This is a genomic window from Enterococcus sp. DIV2467a, assembly GCF_050532945.1.
GTDB lineage: Bacteria > Bacillota > Bacilli > Lactobacillales > Enterococcaceae > Enterococcus > Enterococcus faecalis.
Genome location: NZ_CP172896.1, coordinates 963,214 through 979,329, shown reverse-complemented (window position 1 = coordinate 979,329; position 16,116 = coordinate 963,214). Strand labels below are relative to the sequence as shown.

Annotated in this window: 17 protein-coding genes; 4 read left to right on the top strand and 13 right to left on the bottom strand. The window is 37.5% G+C overall.

The window, feature by feature from the left end:
* Positions 1–48: 48 nt before the first annotated feature.
* The 5 genes from IGL80_RS04625 to guaD form a co-directional block, all read right to left on the bottom strand.
* A complete protein-coding gene (locus IGL80_RS04625) occupies positions 49–1,077 on the bottom strand; it encodes a permease prefix domain 1-containing protein (RefSeq protein WP_002356724.1) in 1,029 nt (342 codons plus the stop codon).
* Positions 1,074–1,406 (bottom strand): PadR family transcriptional regulator, encoded by a 333-nt coding sequence (locus IGL80_RS04620; protein ID WP_002356722.1) that lies wholly within the window; start codon positions 1,404–1,406, stop codon positions 1,074–1,076. Before IGL80_RS04620 ends, IGL80_RS04625 begins: the two co-directional genes overlap by 4 nt.
* A 161-nt stretch (positions 1,407–1,567) precedes the next feature.
* Complete coding sequence (gene guaC / locus IGL80_RS04615) at positions 1,568–2,545, bottom strand: GMP reductase (RefSeq protein WP_085366538.1); 978 nt, start codon at positions 2,543–2,545, stop codon at positions 1,568–1,570.
* A 141-nt stretch (positions 2,546–2,686) separates the two neighbouring features.
* Positions 2,687–4,018 (bottom strand): nucleobase:cation symporter-2 family protein, encoded by a 1,332-nt coding sequence (locus tag IGL80_RS04610; protein ID WP_002359736.1) that lies wholly within the window; start codon positions 4,016–4,018, stop codon positions 2,687–2,689.
* A 3-nt stretch (positions 4,019–4,021) separates the two neighbouring features.
* Positions 4,022–5,407, bottom strand: coding sequence for a guanine deaminase (guaD, locus tag IGL80_RS04605; RefSeq protein WP_002404884.1), 1,386 nt, complete (start codon positions 5,405–5,407; stop codon positions 4,022–4,024).
* 219 nt (positions 5,408–5,626) lie between these two features.
* Between guaD and IGL80_RS04600 the strand changes: the two genes are divergently transcribed.
* Entirely contained in the window at positions 5,627–6,253 is a 627-nt protein-coding gene (locus tag IGL80_RS04600) for an MBL fold metallo-hydrolase (protein WP_002356716.1), read from the top strand.
* A gap of 40 nt (positions 6,254–6,293) precedes the next feature.
* Positions 6,294–7,004: a histidine phosphatase family protein gene (locus tag IGL80_RS04595; protein ID WP_002359733.1), complete on the top strand. Its 711-nt coding sequence runs from the start codon at positions 6,294–6,296 to the stop codon at positions 7,002–7,004.
* Positions 7,005–7,053: 49 nt separating this feature from the next.
* Here the strand turns inward: IGL80_RS04595 and IGL80_RS04590 are convergent, their stop codons facing one another.
* The 5 genes from IGL80_RS04590 to IGL80_RS04570 all read right to left on the bottom strand — a co-directional run bounded on the left by IGL80_RS04590 (position 7,054) and on the right by IGL80_RS04570 (position 12,152).
* Positions 7,054–7,902, bottom strand: coding sequence for a MurR/RpiR family transcriptional regulator (locus IGL80_RS04590; protein ID WP_002404883.1), 849 nt, complete (start codon positions 7,900–7,902; stop codon positions 7,054–7,056).
* 87 nt (positions 7,903–7,989) lie between these two features.
* Entirely contained in the window at positions 7,990–9,444 is a 1,455-nt protein-coding gene (locus IGL80_RS04585; RefSeq protein WP_002356713.1) for a PTS transporter subunit EIIC, read from the bottom strand.
* A 22-nt stretch (positions 9,445–9,466) separates the two neighbouring features.
* Positions 9,467–10,357 carry an N-acetylmuramic acid 6-phosphate etherase gene (gene murQ / locus IGL80_RS04580; protein ID WP_002356712.1) on the bottom strand — a complete coding sequence of 297 codons (891 nt, stop codon included), beginning with the start codon at positions 10,355–10,357 and terminating at the stop codon, positions 9,467–9,469.
* On the bottom strand, positions 10,332–11,441 hold the full coding sequence (locus IGL80_RS04575) for a DUF871 domain-containing protein (RefSeq protein ID WP_002364446.1): 1,110 nt from the start codon (positions 11,439–11,441) through the stop codon (positions 10,332–10,334). The genes murQ and IGL80_RS04575 overlap by 26 nt, the downstream gene beginning before the upstream one ends.
* A gap of 150 nt (positions 11,442–11,591) precedes the next feature.
* Positions 11,592–12,152, bottom strand: a complete 561-nt coding sequence (locus IGL80_RS04570) for a PTS sugar transporter subunit IIA (protein WP_002389987.1) — start codon at positions 12,150–12,152, stop codon at positions 11,592–11,594.
* Positions 12,153–12,267: 115 nt separating this feature from the next.
* Here IGL80_RS04570 and IGL80_RS04565 point away from each other — a divergent pair, with 115 nt between their 5' ends.
* On the top strand, positions 12,268–13,098 hold the full coding sequence (locus IGL80_RS04565) for an undecaprenyl-diphosphate phosphatase (RefSeq protein ID WP_002359728.1): 831 nt from the start codon (positions 12,268–12,270) through the stop codon (positions 13,096–13,098).
* 38 nt (positions 13,099–13,136) lie between these two features.
* Here IGL80_RS04565 and IGL80_RS04560 read toward each other — a convergent pair whose 3' ends face one another.
* From IGL80_RS04560 to IGL80_RS04550, 3 genes are read right to left on the bottom strand one after another with little or no spacing between them, the layout of a single operon-like run.
* Entirely contained in the window at positions 13,137–13,922 is a 786-nt protein-coding gene (locus tag IGL80_RS04560; RefSeq protein ID WP_002356707.1) for a ChbG/HpnK family deacetylase, read from the bottom strand.
* Positions 13,923–13,940: 18 nt separating this feature from the next.
* Complete coding sequence (locus IGL80_RS04555; RefSeq protein ID WP_002356705.1) at positions 13,941–14,564, bottom strand: DUF47 domain-containing protein; 624 nt, start codon at positions 14,562–14,564, stop codon at positions 13,941–13,943.
* A gap of 12 nt (positions 14,565–14,576) precedes the next feature.
* Entirely contained in the window at positions 14,577–15,611 is a 1,035-nt protein-coding gene (locus IGL80_RS04550; RefSeq protein ID WP_002356704.1) for an inorganic phosphate transporter, read from the bottom strand.
* A 210-nt stretch (positions 15,612–15,821) separates the two neighbouring features.
* Here IGL80_RS04550 and rpsT point away from each other — a divergent pair, with 210 nt between their 5' ends.
* Complete coding sequence (gene rpsT, locus IGL80_RS04545; protein ID WP_002356703.1) at positions 15,822–16,073, top strand: 30S ribosomal protein S20; 252 nt, start codon at positions 15,822–15,824, stop codon at positions 16,071–16,073.
* Positions 16,074–16,116 lie beyond the last annotated feature (43 nt).

Genomic DNA, 16,116 nt, shown 5'->3' with positions numbered 1-16,116 from the left:
GTTTTGACGAATGTCCCACTTTTCTGTTTTACTATTAACAGGTTTGTCTCAATGTTTGTGTAAAAATGCTTGGATGGTGTTATAAAAGATTCCTGCGAACATAAAGATTAACCAACTAAACCGCCAATCCCCTAAAACAAAACTAATAAATAGATAGAGTGCCACAACTAAGGGCCAATAAACGGATGCAATAATTGCACCGACAGGATTTCCCACAGGTCCTTCCTCTGTTTTTGTTTGTTGAGGGGCAAAATCAGGATGACCAACATGTTCTGAATAAAAATAAGTTTCATTCAACAATTTATTAAAACTTCCTTTAATTACTCCACCAAATATAAACAAGAAGACGCCAACCGATACTAAAAAGAAGAGCCAACTAATCCCCATCGTTCCATTATAATATTGTCCGCCCATCATTTGATGCATAGAACGGCGCATCATCAGATGAAGGCCACTACTAAAGACAACAACTGGGATTAAACCCAAAATACAAAAAACTACGCCCGCTGCCATACAAAAAATAAATGATCGTTGAAAACTTTGTTCTCTTTGTGCAACTTCTTTTTTTAACTTAATCGGAATCAATCGTTGCCCCAGCTGTTTGTCCATTGCAACAAACCGATTACCAGCAACAATAAATAATGGAACGCCGATTGCCACACCTATGAAAAGACAAACTAAACCAAGACCGTTAGAAAGAACACCACGCATACCAACCAGCAAGCCAACACCCACCATGATTGCAACAACACCAAGACCAATTTGAATAGCACCTTTACGTTGGACAGCTAAATAGTCAAGTCCTTCCTCCACTGAAATTTCTGGCAAACCGTTCATTGAATCGTTTGTTTCATCCACTTGTTTATTTTCTAAATTCAATTCTTCCATTAATTCATCAATAGTACCAAATTCAGAAATAATTGTACCAATTGCTTCATTTTCCGATTTTCCTTGGCTGAGCAAGTCTTCATAACGATCCTCAGCATTTGCTAATAAGTCCGCCTTTAATTGTTTTGTTTCAGATGTTTCAACAACTCCTGAAAATAAGCTATCAATAAATTCTTCTATAATTTTCATTTTCCCATCTCCTTTACAAATGCTTCGACGACGTCTTTTGTTACTTCCCATTCTAGTAACTTTTCCTCTAAATAACGCTCTCCTGCATGGGTTATTTGATAATAGGTCCGCTTTTTGCCATGCGTTACTTCTCCTGGAAATGATTCAATGTAGCCATTTTTCTCTAAACGTGTAAAAGCAGAATAAAGTGTCGTTTCTTTAATCGAATATTGTTCTTTAGAAATTTCACGAATGCGTTTAGAAATCGCATAACCATATGAAGCGCCGGATTGTAAGATTGAGAGAATAAAGGTATCGTTGTATCCTCGAATTGCATCACTACCAATCACATAAATTCCTCCCTCAAGTACTTCAACTATCGTACTACGTCTGTCGTTGTAATTATCTTAACACGATTACTACGATAGGTAAAGTAAAAAAAGCACGTAATGCAGAAATCATTTTAATTTCTGCACTACGTGCTGTCTTCTTTTCAGTCTATAATTGAATGTTAAATGGTATCACCATTAAAAATAGAATTTTTTACAATCACATAATCAACTTTACGAATCGCTTCTAAATCGCGACCTCCCGCGTATGAAATGGAAGATTGTAAATCTTGTTGCATTTCGACTAAAGTATCTGCCAACTTCCCTTTATGGCGTAACCAGATTTTTTTGCCTTCAACGTTTTTCTTTTCGCCTTTTTGGAATTCAGAGGCGCTACCAAAGTATTCTTTGTAAACAACGCCATCTTCCACTTTTGTTTCACCTGGTGATTCTTCATGTCCAGCAAATAATGAACCAATCATGACCATAGTTGCCCCAAAACGCACAGATTTTGCAATGTCTCCATGGGTCCGAATTCCACCATCTGCAATAATTGGTTTCCGAGCAGCTTTGGCACACCAACGTAAAGCCGCTAACTGCCAGCCACCTGTCCCAAAGCCAGTCTTAATTTTAGTAATACATACTTTTCCTGGTCCAATCCCCACTTTGGTGGCATCGGCTCCAGCGTTTTCTAATTCGCGAACGGCTTCTGGCGTTCCAACATTGCCCGCAATAACGAACGTTTCTGGTAAAAATTTTTTCAAGTGTTGAATCATATTAATCACCGCATTTGAATGACCATGGGCGATATCAATTGTCACGTAGTCAGGAACTAAACCTTCTCGGGCTAACGTTTCAACAAAAGCGTATTCCCCTTCTTTCACGCCCACACTAATTGACGTGATCAAGCCCTTTTGTTGCATTTTTTTAATAAATGGCACTCGCGCCTCTTCATCAAACCGATGCATGATATAAAAATAACCATTTTCAGCAAGGGTTTCCGCAATCGTTTCATCAATAATTGTTTGCATGTTCGCTGGAACGACAGGCATTTTAAACAAATGTTTTCCTAAAGTTACTGTAGTATCACATTCAGAACGACTATTCACGATACATTTATTGGGAATTAATTGGACATCTTCATAATCAAAAACTTTCATACTTACTGCCTCCTAGTTATTTACAAAAATAACGTAAAAACCGAACATTCGGTCATTTAACGTTCGTGTTTACAAACACCATTGTTAATTTACACTATTTACCGCCACTTGTCAAAGGCGTTTTAACGAAAATTAATCTTTTTACCCTTCTTGAACGTTTGGTAAAATGGCCTGCAATAAAATAGCAACAATTGAGGCAGTTGCCACGGGTGAACTAAATAAATATTGTAAAAATTGTGGTAGAGTTTCCAAAAACTCTTTTGGTAACAATGTCAACGCTAATGTCATAATAATCGGAACGGCAATTACATACATCTCTTTTTCATGAATTGTTACATCACTCATGACTTTCATTCCACTTACAGAAATGATGCCACAAACAACCACAAAAACGCCGCCGATAACTGGTGCCGGAATGGCCGAAATCAAGGTGGAAAGTTTTCCAGATAAGCCAAATAAGACAAACCACGCACCTGCAGCCACAAAAACCTTGCGACTAGCAACTCCAGTGATTGAAATAATCCCAGCATTTGTAGAGTAACTAGTTACTGGCGTGCCGCCAATGAATGAAGAAACTAAGCAACCTAAGCCTTCACCAATTACGCCGCGATTAATTTTTTCTTCGGTCAAAGGTTCAGCGACAACATGACTCACAGCAAACCAAGTGCCTGTTGTTTCCGCCATTAAAACCAGATAAATAACTAACATCGTGGCAATAGCTGACCAATCAAATTGGAAAGAAAAGTTAACTAATGGTAACTGAGGCAAACTAAACCAAGCCGCTTCACTAACGGCTGATAAATCAAGTACCCCTAATAATTGTGCCGCGATGCTCCCAAATAATAATGCCAAAATGACAGAAGAAACGCGGAAAATCCGCCCTTTTTTCAAAGCAGAACCTAAGAGCGCAAAGAAGATCAACGTACCCGCTGCTATAAATGCTAATAAAATATTTTGTCCTAATTCCCCTTTTGCGTGGTAAATATTATCCGATAAAGCGACTGGCATTAACGAAAGACCCACCACAAAAATAATTGTTCCTCCCACAATTGGTGGAACAAATTTAGTGATTAAACGATTAAAGATACCAGTAAATCCTAATATAATAACAACAATTGCCCCCACTAAACTAGCACCTAAAACTGCGCCCCAGCCATTTCCTTGTTGGTTATTGGCAAAATAAATTCCCGCAATTGCCCCGATTGGAATAAATGAAGGGCCTTGCGCAACTGGTAATCTCATACAAAAATGAGATTGAATAATCGTGGCAAGTCCTGCTGCTATGAATGTTGCTTGAATTAAAGAAGACGTTTGTGCTGTGCTAATACCAATAATCGAAGCAATGATTACAGGTACGACGTACACGTCCATTGCTAAGACATGCTGAATCCCTAACATAGTGGCCTGCCCAAAAGATACTGAATCTTCTGGCCCCACTGTTAAATGAAGATTATTTTGTTTCTTTTCACTCATTTTTTATACTCCTTTAGTTGCTGACATTAAATTTTTATCATGTACTTTTTCACCTTGTACCCAGACTTCTCGAATATTTTCTGGTCGTGCTAAATATAAGATTTTTTGGAAAATATCAAGCAATGATTCCCCTGGATTTTTAGGGATTCGTGCTTGTGACAAGCTTGTATTAATAATTTGAACATCCCAAGCATACCCTTTTTCTAATTTTCCAATTGGCAAACTTAGCGCTTGACCACCACCAGCAGTAGCTAAATAAAACGCTTCATTTACGGTAATCCGTGCTGTTTTAACACCTCGTACTTCTGGTTTTTTTGTAGCATCGACGCCATCTTCTAACATTCTAGAAGAAATAACTGCTTGCTTTAAATTATCAAAAAGACTTGGTGAAAAACCACCTGAAAGATCACTACCTAAACCAACTTCTACTTGATGTTGATGTACTAATTTTGCAATCGGTGTTACTGCATTACCAAAATAAGCATTAGAGATTGGGCAGTGCGCCACAGCCGTCCCTGTTTCATGGAATAAATTCATATCTTCTTCTTCTAAAAAGCCTGCATGTGCCATCACTGCTTTTTCTGTCAATAAACCAAAATCATTCAATGCTTGAGCATCATTTTTTCCAAAACGTTCTTGAACAAATTGATGTTCCCAATCACTCTCACTACAATGACTTTGAACATGGACTTGATATTTCGCTGCTAATTCTCCTAATCCTTTAAGTGCTTCCTCTGTACAACTAGGAATGAAACGCGGAGTTACAACGGGATACACGCCTTGTTTTGTTTGCTGCGCTAATGTTTGAATTTCTTGAATAAACCGTTCCGTTTCTTCTAATGCTTGTTGCGTTGTTTGATCACGATAGTATTCAGGATTCTCATTAAGATCATCCATTACAACTTTACCAATTAAGCCACGCTGCCCTTTTTCCGCACAAATCTCTGCCAAACGACGGCTAGCTTCATAATGAATGGTTGCAAAATAAAGGGCTGTTGTTGTCCCATTAGCTAACAATTGGGTTACCAGTTCATCATAGACTTGTTGGGCAAATGTTAAATCTGCAAATTTGGACTCCAAAGGAAACGTGTACGTATTCAGCCATTCATACAATGGAATATCCAAGGCGGTCCCTGATTGTGCCCACTGAGGTGCATGGACATGTAAATCAACAAAGCCGGGTAAAAGATAAGAATCTTGGGGCACTTCTTGAAAACGTTGTGCCTCTTTTTGTTCTGCTAGCACAGTTTCATACGCTTCAGCATCTGGTTCAATTATTTCCTGAATTACTCCGGCCTCATCTATACAAAAAAGTGTCTCTTCATAAACTTTAATCTCTTGCAAATTTTTACTAGAAAAACCTGTTCCTTTTATTACAAAATGAAACATTTAATACTCCTCCTTACTATCACATGAAGATTATACATAAACTTTCGCTTAATAACTACAAAAATGTGATTTTTTTAAAAAAAATCCGTGTTGAAACAAGTAAAAACCGAACATTCTAAGAATGATTTATTTTTTCTTTGGATAAACAAGAAAACTTTCTATTCTTAAGATTCTTCGGTATACTTGAAGAGAATCGTTAGAACTTTAGGAGGTCCTGAGATGATACAGATCGAACAAATTAGAACAGGTGTTATTCAAGAAAACTGTTATCTTGTTTATAATGAAGAAGCGTTATTAATTATTGATCCAGGTGCAGAAGGAGCAAAACTAATTCAAGAAATTACCCGTTTAGGGAAGAAACCAGCCGCTATTTTATTAACACATACTCACTATGATCATATTGGTGCGGTAGAAGAATTGCGTCATCATTATCAAATCCCTGTTTATGTTAGTCCATTAGAACAAGCGTGGCTTTCCAATCCTATTTTGAATCTTTCAGGATTAGGCAGACATGATGATATAGCAAATATTATTGTTCAACCCGCCGAACATGAATTTAAACTAACCGATTATGAAATTGGCGGCATGAAATTTTCCGTAGTCCCAACACCTGGTCATTCAATTGGTAGCGTCAGCTTTGTCTTTGATGATTTTGTTGTTGTTGGGGATGCATTGTTTAAAGGTAGTATTGGTCGTACCGATTTACACACTGGTGATATGCAACAATTATTACACAGCATTACGACCTATCTATTCACTTTACCAGAAGAATTTCCTGTTTATCCAGGACATGGTGATGCCACAACCATTCAACATGAAAAAGCCACAAACCCATTTTTTAATTAGAGATTTATTCACTATTTAAAGAAACTTAGGAGGAGTAGCAATGACTGAAGCAACGACACTTTATATTATTCGTCACGGAAAAACGATGTTTAATACGATTGGCCGAACCCAAGGCTGGTCAGATACCCCCTTAACCAAACAAGGAGAAGAAGGCATTTATCATTTAGGCTTAGGTCTTAGGGATATAGACTTTAAGGAAGCCTATAGTAGTGATAGTGGTCGTGCCATGCAAACCGCTCAGATTATTTTACAAGAACATCAAAACCACCAAAAGATTCCTTACCTAACCGATAAACGGATTCGTGAGTGGTGTTTTGGTTCTTTAGATGGTGGCTATGATGGTGAACTTTGGGGTGTGGTGCCACGCATTTTAGCTTTTAAAAGTTATGAGGACATGATGACCACGAAGATTACCTATCGTGAGCTAGCAAATGCTATTATTGAAGCCGATACGGCTGACTGGGCGGAGCCTTATGAAGTTATTCGTGATCGTGTTTGGTCTGGTTTCGAAGATATCGCTCATCATCGAGAAAAAAATGGTGGCGGCAAAGTCATGGTGGTTTCCCATGGACTAACAATTTCCTTTTTACTTTCCTTAATTGATGCAAGTTTGCCTATGCAGATGGCGCTGGAGAATGGTAGCGTGACGACCTTAACTTACGAAAAAGGAACATTTACCATTCAAGGAATTAATGATATTTCTTATATTGAAAAGGGAAAAAAGATCGCTGAAAAGCGCCGTTTGTTGTAAAAAAAGAGAAGGTTATCTGTCAAAATGACAGATAACCTTCTCTTTTTATTTATTCTTTTAAACGTTCTACATTTTTTCTTGAGATTTGAATTTTTTCTAAGGTTTCCTTATAGTTTTTTGCTGCATAAGCAAAAAATAAAACATCGACTACATACAATTGTGCCACCAAGGAAACAGTAGCCGCACTTCTCAATGGCACGTCTTCCCCACTAGAGGTTTGGAGGACGATATCACTTTTTTCACCAATCACTGATTTTTCATCTTGTGTGATACTAACAATAGGAATCCCTTGCTGCTTCGCTAAATCAGCTAAAGTACTTGCTTCTTTATTCGTTCCAGAATTAGAAATAACAATAAAAACACTAGGCTTTTCTGTTGAGCCTAACATGGAAGCAAATAAATGATGATCCAATGTTGTAAATACCGTTCGGCCTAATCGCGTAAATTTTTGATAAATATCTTGAGCAACCAACGAAGAGGCACCCAACCCATAGACAAAAATTACTTCTGTTTTTTCCAACAAATCAACGGATTCATTCACTGCGACATCCTCTAATGTCTGACCGCTTCGCTCAACCACATGAACAAAGCGCGCCTGTAACTTTTGTTTAATGTCAGCTGTTGATTCCCCTTTAGTAACTTCAGTATACATTTGCTGCTTCATTTGGCCAAGATTTGCAGATAATAAAAGTTTCAACTCTGTGAAGCCATTCACATCCATAGAATGACAAAAGCGAATAATTGCCGCTGGACTTGATCCTGCTTGTTTCGCTAGCTCTTGCGCATTCATTGAAATAACTGTTTCTGTATTTTTTAAAATATATTCTGCGATTTTTCGTTCTGATTTTGGTAATTGTTGTAGACGATCTTGGATAGATAAGACAATATTTTGTTGCATAAACACCCCTCCTGATACACCATTTCCTACGCAATTAAATTTTAACAAAGAAAAAGGGAGAAGCCAAGTTCTCCTTTTTTCTATTTATTATTTAGTTGTTTGCATATCTTTAGGAATCCCAAAGAATAACGTTGCTACAAAACCACCTGCGTAAGCAGCCAATAAACCTAATACATATGCAAGCCATTGGTTGTTGGCAATTAATGGAATTAAAGCCACCCCACTTGGTCCAATAGCAATCGCACCAACATTACCGAAGGCACCAATCACCGCACCACCAATACCACCGCCGATACAAGCAGTAATGAATGGACGTCCTAATGGTAAAGTAACTCCGTAGATTAATGGTTCACCAATACCTAAAATCCCAACTGGCAAGGCACCTTTAATCATTTCAACTAATTTTTTATCTGATTTACAACGAATCCATAATGCTAAAGCTGCACCGACTTGTCCCGCACCAGCCATGGCCAGAATTGGTAATAACAAAGTCATCCCTGTTTGATTAATCATTTCAATGTGGATTGGCGTCAAAATTTGATGTAAACCAAACATTACCATTGGCAAGAAGGTTAAACCAAGAGTAAAGCCAGCAACCATGCCACCTTTTTCTAAGACAACATTGATAATACCAACTAAGCCATTAGAAATAGCTCCGGCTACAGGCATGATTAAGAAAATAGTTGCTAAGCCAATCACTAAAAGTGAAATGGTTGGCGTTACGATAATATCAATTGATTCTGGGACAATTTTATGCAATTGTTTTTCTAACAATGATAATAACCATACGGCAAAAATAACACCGATAATTCCGCCTTGTCCTGCAGATAATGTTCCCCCAGTGAAAATATTACTGATTGGAGCATCCGGATTCATTCCTGTTAACATTGTGACTGCCCCAATAACACCACCCAACGCTGGCGTTGCACCAAAAACGCTGGCACTGTTAATCCCAGTGTAAAGAGCTAAATAAGCAAAAATCCCATTTTTAATGATATTTAAGACATCAATATATTGTTGCCATGAAGCTGAAATATCACCAGCAACAACTAAGTTAGACATAACAGCTGCAATCCCGCCAATAATACCAGCCCCAACAAAGGCAGGAATCATCGGAACAAAGATACTAGAAATAGCTTTTAACACTTTTTTAAATGGTGAAGTGTTATTTTGTTTCGCTTTTTGTTGTGCTTTCATTTGAGCGGCTTTTTCTTCTACTAAATCTTTTCCAGATTTGCCTGCTGAAGCATCAGTTGCGGTGTCATGATTAAATGGTTCTCCCAATTTGACACCTGCTTGATCTACCATTTCTTGTGCAACCTTGTTAACAGTCCCTGGACCAACAACTACTTGCAACGTATCGTCTTCTACGACGCCCATAACGCCATCAATTTTTTTCAATCCTTCAATATCTACTTTGTCATAATCGCGGATATCCATACGAACACGAGTCATACAATGAATGACTTTGTCCACGTTTTCTTGACCACCAACTTCTTTATAAATCCCATCAGCAATGCGTTTAATTCTTTCTTCTGCCATGTTAAAACACCCTCCTAATTCCTTAATTTAATGTATTCTTGATAAATTGATTCCCGTCAATTAATTTTTGTGTTGCTTCTTCTTTAGTACTATCAGTTAAAATCATTACAATTGCTAACTTCACATTTTCTTCTGCTTCTACAAATTTTAGTTCGGCAACTTCATAACTACAACCCGTTGCTTCCATAATAATCCGTTTGGAACGCTCCACTAATTTTTCATTGGTTGGTTTTACATCAACCATTAAGTTATTGTAGACTTTCCCAATACCAATCATGGAAATAGTTGATAACATATTTAAAATTAATTTTTGAGCTGTCCCAGATTTCAAGCGAGTCGAACCTGTTAAAAATTCAGGTCCTGCATCTACTTCAATCGGCATTTGCGCATATTTACTAATTTCGGCATTTTTATTACATGCCACAGTTGCGGTAGCTGCTCCCACCGTTGTAGCATATTCTAAACCGCCAATTACATAAGGCGTCCGACCACTGGCTGCAATCCCAACAACAATGTCATTTGCTGATAATTTTAGATCAACTAAATCTTGACGACCTAGTTCTTTTGAATCTTCAGCACCTTCTACTGCGACAGTCATTGCTTTTTGACCACCAGCGATGAGGCCTTGAACCATCTCTGGCTCGACGCCAAAAGTTGGTACGCATTCGGCTGCATCTAAGACACCTAACCGACCACTCGTACCAGCGCCCATGTAGATCAAGCGGCCGCCTTGATTGAAGCTTTTGATGATGGCTTCTACCACTGGTTCAATGGCTGCTAATTCTTGACCCACTGCCATTGCAACTTTTTGGTCTTCTTGATTCATTTTTTGTAAAGCTTCTTTGACACTCATCTCATCTAAGCCCATTGTATTTTCATTTCTACGTTCAGTTGTTAAGTTTTCTAAATTCATTTTCTATCGTTCCTTCCGTGACTAGCGTAAATTGATTGCCTGCCTTGATTAACGGCAATATCGTTTGATCTTTTTCAATAATTCGTGTAATCGTATTGACTTTTTCATCTTTCGGCAAGTCCACAAGTGTGACTTGAATTTCTCCCATATAGCGACCATATTTTTCATTATCAATCGTTACGGTTCCCACTGGACGTGCTTCAGTCTGCTCTGACTCAATCGTTGCAATTTCATCTTTTCTGAACATTTCACTCGTTCTTGATAATTCACTTCGCAAAACATCTCTTGCAGCATCTAAACGATTGGTATGAGTCCCAAGTATTCGCTTCAAATAGCGGCTCTCGCTAGGTGCTACTTCTAACAGAAATTGATTGGTTTGGTGATAATAACCAAATTGAGCCATGGTTCGCTCACTAATTGTAGGATCACCAATATAAACAGCATCGACATAAGGATCAGCCATCAAACCAACGGCAGCGGCGAAAGGATTTTGCCCCCGATGTTTTTCTAATGTTGGTAAACCAGCAAAAATTGGGCCTCTTGTTTGCCCATCTCCTGGCACAAAAGTAAAAACTTGTAAGCCTAATTCTTTAAGCCAGCGGTTCTTTTCATTAAAAAATGTTGTTCCAATGCCGGTTTCAGGTCTTGGATAATAATTATGCCAAGCTTCTAAGCGAGAAAAGTCCGCTTGATGAGCCTTTAACTCAGCCACTTCTTCCAGTGTAATGGTACTAGCATTCAATCCTATATCAATCTTATGTGAAGCATGAGCCATTTGTTCTATCGTAATGCCGTAGTCCATCCGAAGGCCAGTTACGCCCAACTCGATTAAAGGCTCTAATTCATCGAAAGAAAAACCCGCTCTTTTTAACGCTTCACCTGAAATATCTACCATAATTTTCATTTTTTCTGCCTTAGCAATTGCCCCTAAATCAGTCAAGCGTTGGCGGTAAAGGGAAGTATCATCTTCTGGAATGTGTAAAGAAGTGAAAATACCATCAAATCCAAGCGCTTTCATCTTTTTGATATAAATAATTGTATCGTTTGTAATCTCTTCACCAAGAAAAACTGAAATACCATACATCTTTTTAGCTCCTCTCTAATACGCTTTCATTATAACTTGTTTGAAATAAAATTTCAACTATTTTTCTAAATATTTTTTAATTCCAAAATAAAATTTTATTTCTGTTCAAAAAAAACAGATATTCCTTTATAGAAATATCTGTCTAATGCATTAATTGGCTGTGGCAGAGCCAACTGGTGTACCAGCTGTAACCACGCCAGTTTTCTCTAACGAAAATTGTGTTACTTTATCCATGTTGGTAATAATGACAACCATTTCAGTTCCTTTACCAGCTGCTTTAATTGCTTCTAAATCAGCAATTGCGACCACCGTATCTGCAGTCACTTGGTCGCCTTCTTTCACTTTAATAGTGAACGGTGCCCCGTTTAACTCTACCGTATCGATACCCATGTGTAATAAAATTTCAAGACCGTTTGTCATTTTTAAACCAATGGCATGTTTTGTTTGGAAAACGCTTAAAACTTCTCCTTCAATAGGTGCATAAATTTCACCATTTTCTGGAACTACTGCATAGCCATCTCCCATCATTTTTTGTGAAAAAACAGGATCATTCACTTCACTAATTGGGATAACGGTTCCATTGGCAACGGCATACATTGTATTATTTTCGACAACTTCATTCTTTTTCTTCAAAAATCCAAACATTTCTCTTCCCCCATTTTTTAAAGTATCACTAGTATAGAAAAAAGTTTCATGAATTACAAGTGGCACCTTTGTATAATTCTAAAATTTATTTTAAAATAAGAATTTGCATTGGCATTTACTTTGTCAGCGGGTATACTTATACTTGATGTATTTTGCATTTATTTCAGAAAGGAATGGTGACATGCTTTTTGCTAACCTATGGAAAGCAATTATTCTTGGTATTATCGAAGGAATTACCGAGTGGCTTCCAATTAGTAGTACCGGACATTTAATTTTAGTGGATGAGTTTATTAAACTCGATCTAAGTAAAGATTTTATGGAAATGTTCAACGTCGTTATCCAATTGGGAGCAATTATGGCGGTTGTTATTTTATACTTCCACAAATTGAATCCTTTCTCACCGAAGAAAAATGGCGAAGAGAAAAAAGATACTTGGATTCTTTGGTCTAAAGTCTTAGTCGCTTGTTTACCAGCGGCAGTTATTGGTCTAAAATTTGATGATTATTTAGATGCACATTTTTATAACTTTTTAACAGTATCGATTATGTTAATTGTTTATGGGATTGCTTTTATTATCATTGAAAAACGAAATAAAAATATTGCACCGAAGTGTACTAATCTAAAAGACTTCACTTATAAAGCCGCTTTAATCGTTGGTGCTTTCCAAGTACTGGCATTAATTCCAGGAACTTCACGTTCAGGAGCGACCATTTTAGGGGCAATCTTAATTGGGGCCTCACGTTTTGTTGCAACAGAGTTTTCATTTTTCTTAGGAATTCCAGTAATGTTTGGAGCAAGTTTTTTAAAAATCTTTAAATTCTTGGCCAAAGGAAATACGTTTGGATCAGAAGAAATCATTATTTTATTAACTGGCTCTATTGTTGCCTTCGTTGTTTCCATCATTGCGATTAAATTCTTATTGAATTACTTGAAGAAAAACGATTTTACAGTTTTCGGTTGGTATCGTGTAATTTTAGGTGCGATTTTAATTGGCTACTGGTTATTCTCATAAAAATAAAACCGTTGCTTTCAACAGTGAAAGCAACGGTTTTATTTTTTTAAATCGCCAAACGTTATTCGCTCAATCCCCTGTTCTTCAAACCACTGACGAACACGAGGATCACAAATCGTTGCTAATTCTTTACAGCGTAAAGTGGTATAAGAAGAATTGTCTAACACAAATTGATCCAAATATCCAACATCAAAATGCATCTCAGCAATTGCCGATTCCGGCATCCGTAATAAACCAAAGTCATCTTCTAAAAAATTCTCCACTGATACGCCTTCGTGAATATAAGATAACGCCCCAGACTCTAACAAATGTGTCACCTGGAAATAACCTTGTTGCGGTGGATATTCTTTTTCCCCACTATATTTCAGGGTTGTATGAAGTCCGTACTCTTCTGCTAATTCTAAAAATACTTGATCAACCACTTCATCACCAATCGAATGGCAATCAAAATGTTCAGGATAATGTCCAGTTAGTTCCTTAAAGCGCGTCAATTGCGCAATCGTTTCAAGTCGTACTTCTTCATATACGAAGGTTACTTGTTTTTGTTGACGATAATAAGAAGAGCGATGAAAATTGCCTTGTTCATCTACCAGTGAAGGAATCATACATGGGTCCGCACAAGGTTTCCCTAATAAAAAATTCGTATGCTGACCTACAAATAATCCTGGATAATTTTTTGCTAACGCAACGGCGTGTTCTGCTGTTGGTAAATTGGGCATCAAAAGTGTCGACGTCGTTAAACCATCGACATAACTTTTGATAATGCCATGATTAATCGCTTCTGACATCCCAAAATCATCAGCATCAACAATTACTTTAACCAACAGCTCCCCCTCTTTTCTTTACGTATTTTTGATGACAATTCCGACAATAATATTAACAGCTGATTCACAATCATTAATCGTGCGCTCAAGCTGATCATAAACATCTTTCCACTTGATAACTTTCAATAAATCTTTTTCGTTAGTCATCAAATCTTTCATGGCGCTACTGTATAATTTATCGCCTTGAGATTCAATCGTATTCACTTCATCAATCAATGAAACTAACGTTTTAGAATTCTTAAATTTTGCAAATTCCTTCGTTGCTGATTTAACGCCTTCTGTCGCTTTAACAATATAAGCAGTTAATTCTAGCGCGGGCGCAATCATTTCTTCGACAACTAAATGATCAAGTAAATAAGACAAACTATTAATGCTATCAATAATGTTATCTAAGTGATCCGTAATATCGACAATATCTTCTCGATCAATCGGCGTAATAAAGGAAATATAGAGTTCATTTAAAATTTTGCGAACAATTTCATCATTCTCTTTTTCCAATTGATGAATCGCTTCTGATTTTTTTACTAAGTTTTCTAATGAATAATTGTCTACAATTTCTTGCAAAACCTTTGCCGCTTCATAAGCATTTGTTGCTAACTGGTTTAATTCTCCAAAATAATCAAATTGTTTTTTACGTGCCATGTTTTTCTCTCCTTAAAAAATTGCAATAAATAATTTTGACATCACATAAGCGATCAGCCCACATCCTGGGAAAGTTAAAATCCATGCTATCAGCATTTCTTTCACGATACGCCAGTCAACACTTGAGATTCGCTTAGAAGCACCTACTCCCATAATCGCTGTTGTTTTTGTATGAGTAGTTGAAACTGGAATCCCAAAAGCCGATGCTAAAAATAAACAAATAGCCGTGCTTAAATCTGCAGTGAAGCCTTGATAGCGTTCGAGTTTTACCATATCCATCCCGACTGATTTAATGATTCTCATGCCGCCCACAGAAGTTCCAATGCCCATTGTAATGGAACACAGAACCATAACCCATAACGGGATCACAAAACCGCCACCTGTTTTTTCGACTAAATTATTATAAAAAAGCACTAACATGAACACGCCCATAAATTTTTGCCCATCTTGCGCACCATGTAAAAAAGCATTAGCTCCTGCACCAAAGGCTTGTCCAACTGTAAAAAATTTGTTGGCTTTTCTTCTAGGCACAGCCGAGAAAGCTTTCACAACAAGTTTGGCAATCAAATAACCGCCGCCAAAGCCCATAACGGTAGAAACAACTAGACCAACAAGCACTTTGATCCATTCCGAGCCATTGACTGCACCCAAACCACCTAATGCCATTGCCGAACCAGTCAAGCCGGCAATTAACGCATGGCTTTCACTTGTGGGAATACCAAAATACCACGCAGCAACTGCCCAAACCACAATTGAAAAAAGCGAAGCAGCCAAAGCCACCTGTGAAGCGTTTCCATTTGCGTCAAAACTAACAATGTTACTAATCGTTTCAGCTACTTGGGCATTAAAAAAGGTCATGACTAATGCACCTAAAAAGTTCATCACAACAGCCATCCAAATTGCGACATTCGGTTTTAACACCCGAGTCGAGACAGCGGTTGCAATTGCGTTCGGCGCATCCGTCCAACCGTTAACAAAAATTACACCCATTACCAAAGTAATCGTTACCAATAATGCAATACTCACAAAGACACCACCATTTTTCATTTATCTATTTTATCATAGCATGTTTTAAAAAAAATGTATGCTTTTTTCTTAAGGCTCTGGCAAATTTTCTTATTTTTTTCTTGAAATTGTCTGTTAAGGAAAAAAACTTGTCGTCTTTTATTGCAATGGAACAATGGATTAGGTATAATGATTACTGTTGAATTACATTGGCTGACCAGTGTAAAACCTAAATCATCGGAGGTGAAACAAATGCCAAATATCGAATCTGCAATCAAACGCGTACGTACAAGTGCTAACGCGAATGCGAAAAATTCATCTCAAACAAACGCAATGCGTACAGCAATCAAGAAATTTGAAGAAGCTGTAGCTGCTGGAGCTGATAACGTCGATGCTTTATACAACGAAGCTGTTAAAGCTGTTGATATGGCTGCAACTAAAGGTTTAATCCATAAAAACAAAGCTAACCGCGATAAAATTCGTTTAAGCAAATTAGCTAAATAATGTGAGATAGAAGTTAGCATTCATGTTAGCTTCTTTTTTCATC

What these genes read in the sequence shown, in the direction of transcription:
- IGL80_RS04625 (WP_002356724.1), bottom strand. Translation starts at nt 1,077, where the DNA reads ATGAAAATTATAGAAGAATTTATTGATAGCTTATTTTCAGGAGTTGTT.
- murQ (WP_002356712.1), bottom strand. Translation starts at nt 10,357, where the DNA reads ATGAATTTAGAAAACTTAACAACTGAACGTAGAAATGAAAATACAATG.
- guaC (WP_085366538.1), bottom strand. Translation starts at nt 2,545, where the DNA reads ATGAAAGTTTTTGATTATGAAGATGTCCAATTAATTCCCAATAAATGT.
- IGL80_RS04590 (WP_002404883.1), bottom strand. Translation starts at nt 7,902, where the DNA reads ATGCAACAAAATATTGTCTTATCTATCCAAGATCGTCTACAACAATTA.
- IGL80_RS04600 (WP_002356716.1), top strand. Translation starts at nt 5,627, where the DNA reads ATGATACAGATCGAACAAATTAGAACAGGTGTTATTCAAGAAAACTGT.
- IGL80_RS04610 (WP_002359736.1), bottom strand. Translation starts at nt 4,018, where the DNA reads ATGAGTGAAAAGAAACAAAATAATCTTCATTTAACAGTGGGGCCAGAA.
- guaD (WP_002404884.1), bottom strand. Translation starts at nt 5,407, where the DNA reads ATGTTTCATTTTGTAATAAAAGGAACAGGTTTTTCTAGTAAAAATTTG.
- IGL80_RS04550 (WP_002356704.1), bottom strand. Translation starts at nt 15,611, where the DNA reads ATGAAAAATGGTGGTGTCTTTGTGAGTATTGCATTATTGGTAACGATT.
- IGL80_RS04575 (WP_002364446.1), bottom strand. Translation starts at nt 11,441, where the DNA reads ATGTATGGTATTTCAGTTTTTCTTGGTGAAGAGATTACAAACGATACA.
- rpsT (WP_002356703.1), top strand. Translation starts at nt 15,822, where the DNA reads ATGCCAAATATCGAATCTGCAATCAAACGCGTACGTACAAGTGCTAAC.
- IGL80_RS04585 (WP_002356713.1), bottom strand. Translation starts at nt 9,444, where the DNA reads ATGGCAGAAGAAAGAATTAAACGCATTGCTGATGGGATTTATAAAGAA.
- IGL80_RS04555 (WP_002356705.1), bottom strand. Translation starts at nt 14,564, where the DNA reads ATGGCACGTAAAAAACAATTTGATTATTTTGGAGAATTAAACCAGTTA.
- IGL80_RS04565 (WP_002359728.1), top strand. Translation starts at nt 12,268, where the DNA reads ATGCTTTTTGCTAACCTATGGAAAGCAATTATTCTTGGTATTATCGAA.
- IGL80_RS04595 (WP_002359733.1), top strand. Translation starts at nt 6,294, where the DNA reads ATGACTGAAGCAACGACACTTTATATTATTCGTCACGGAAAAACGATG.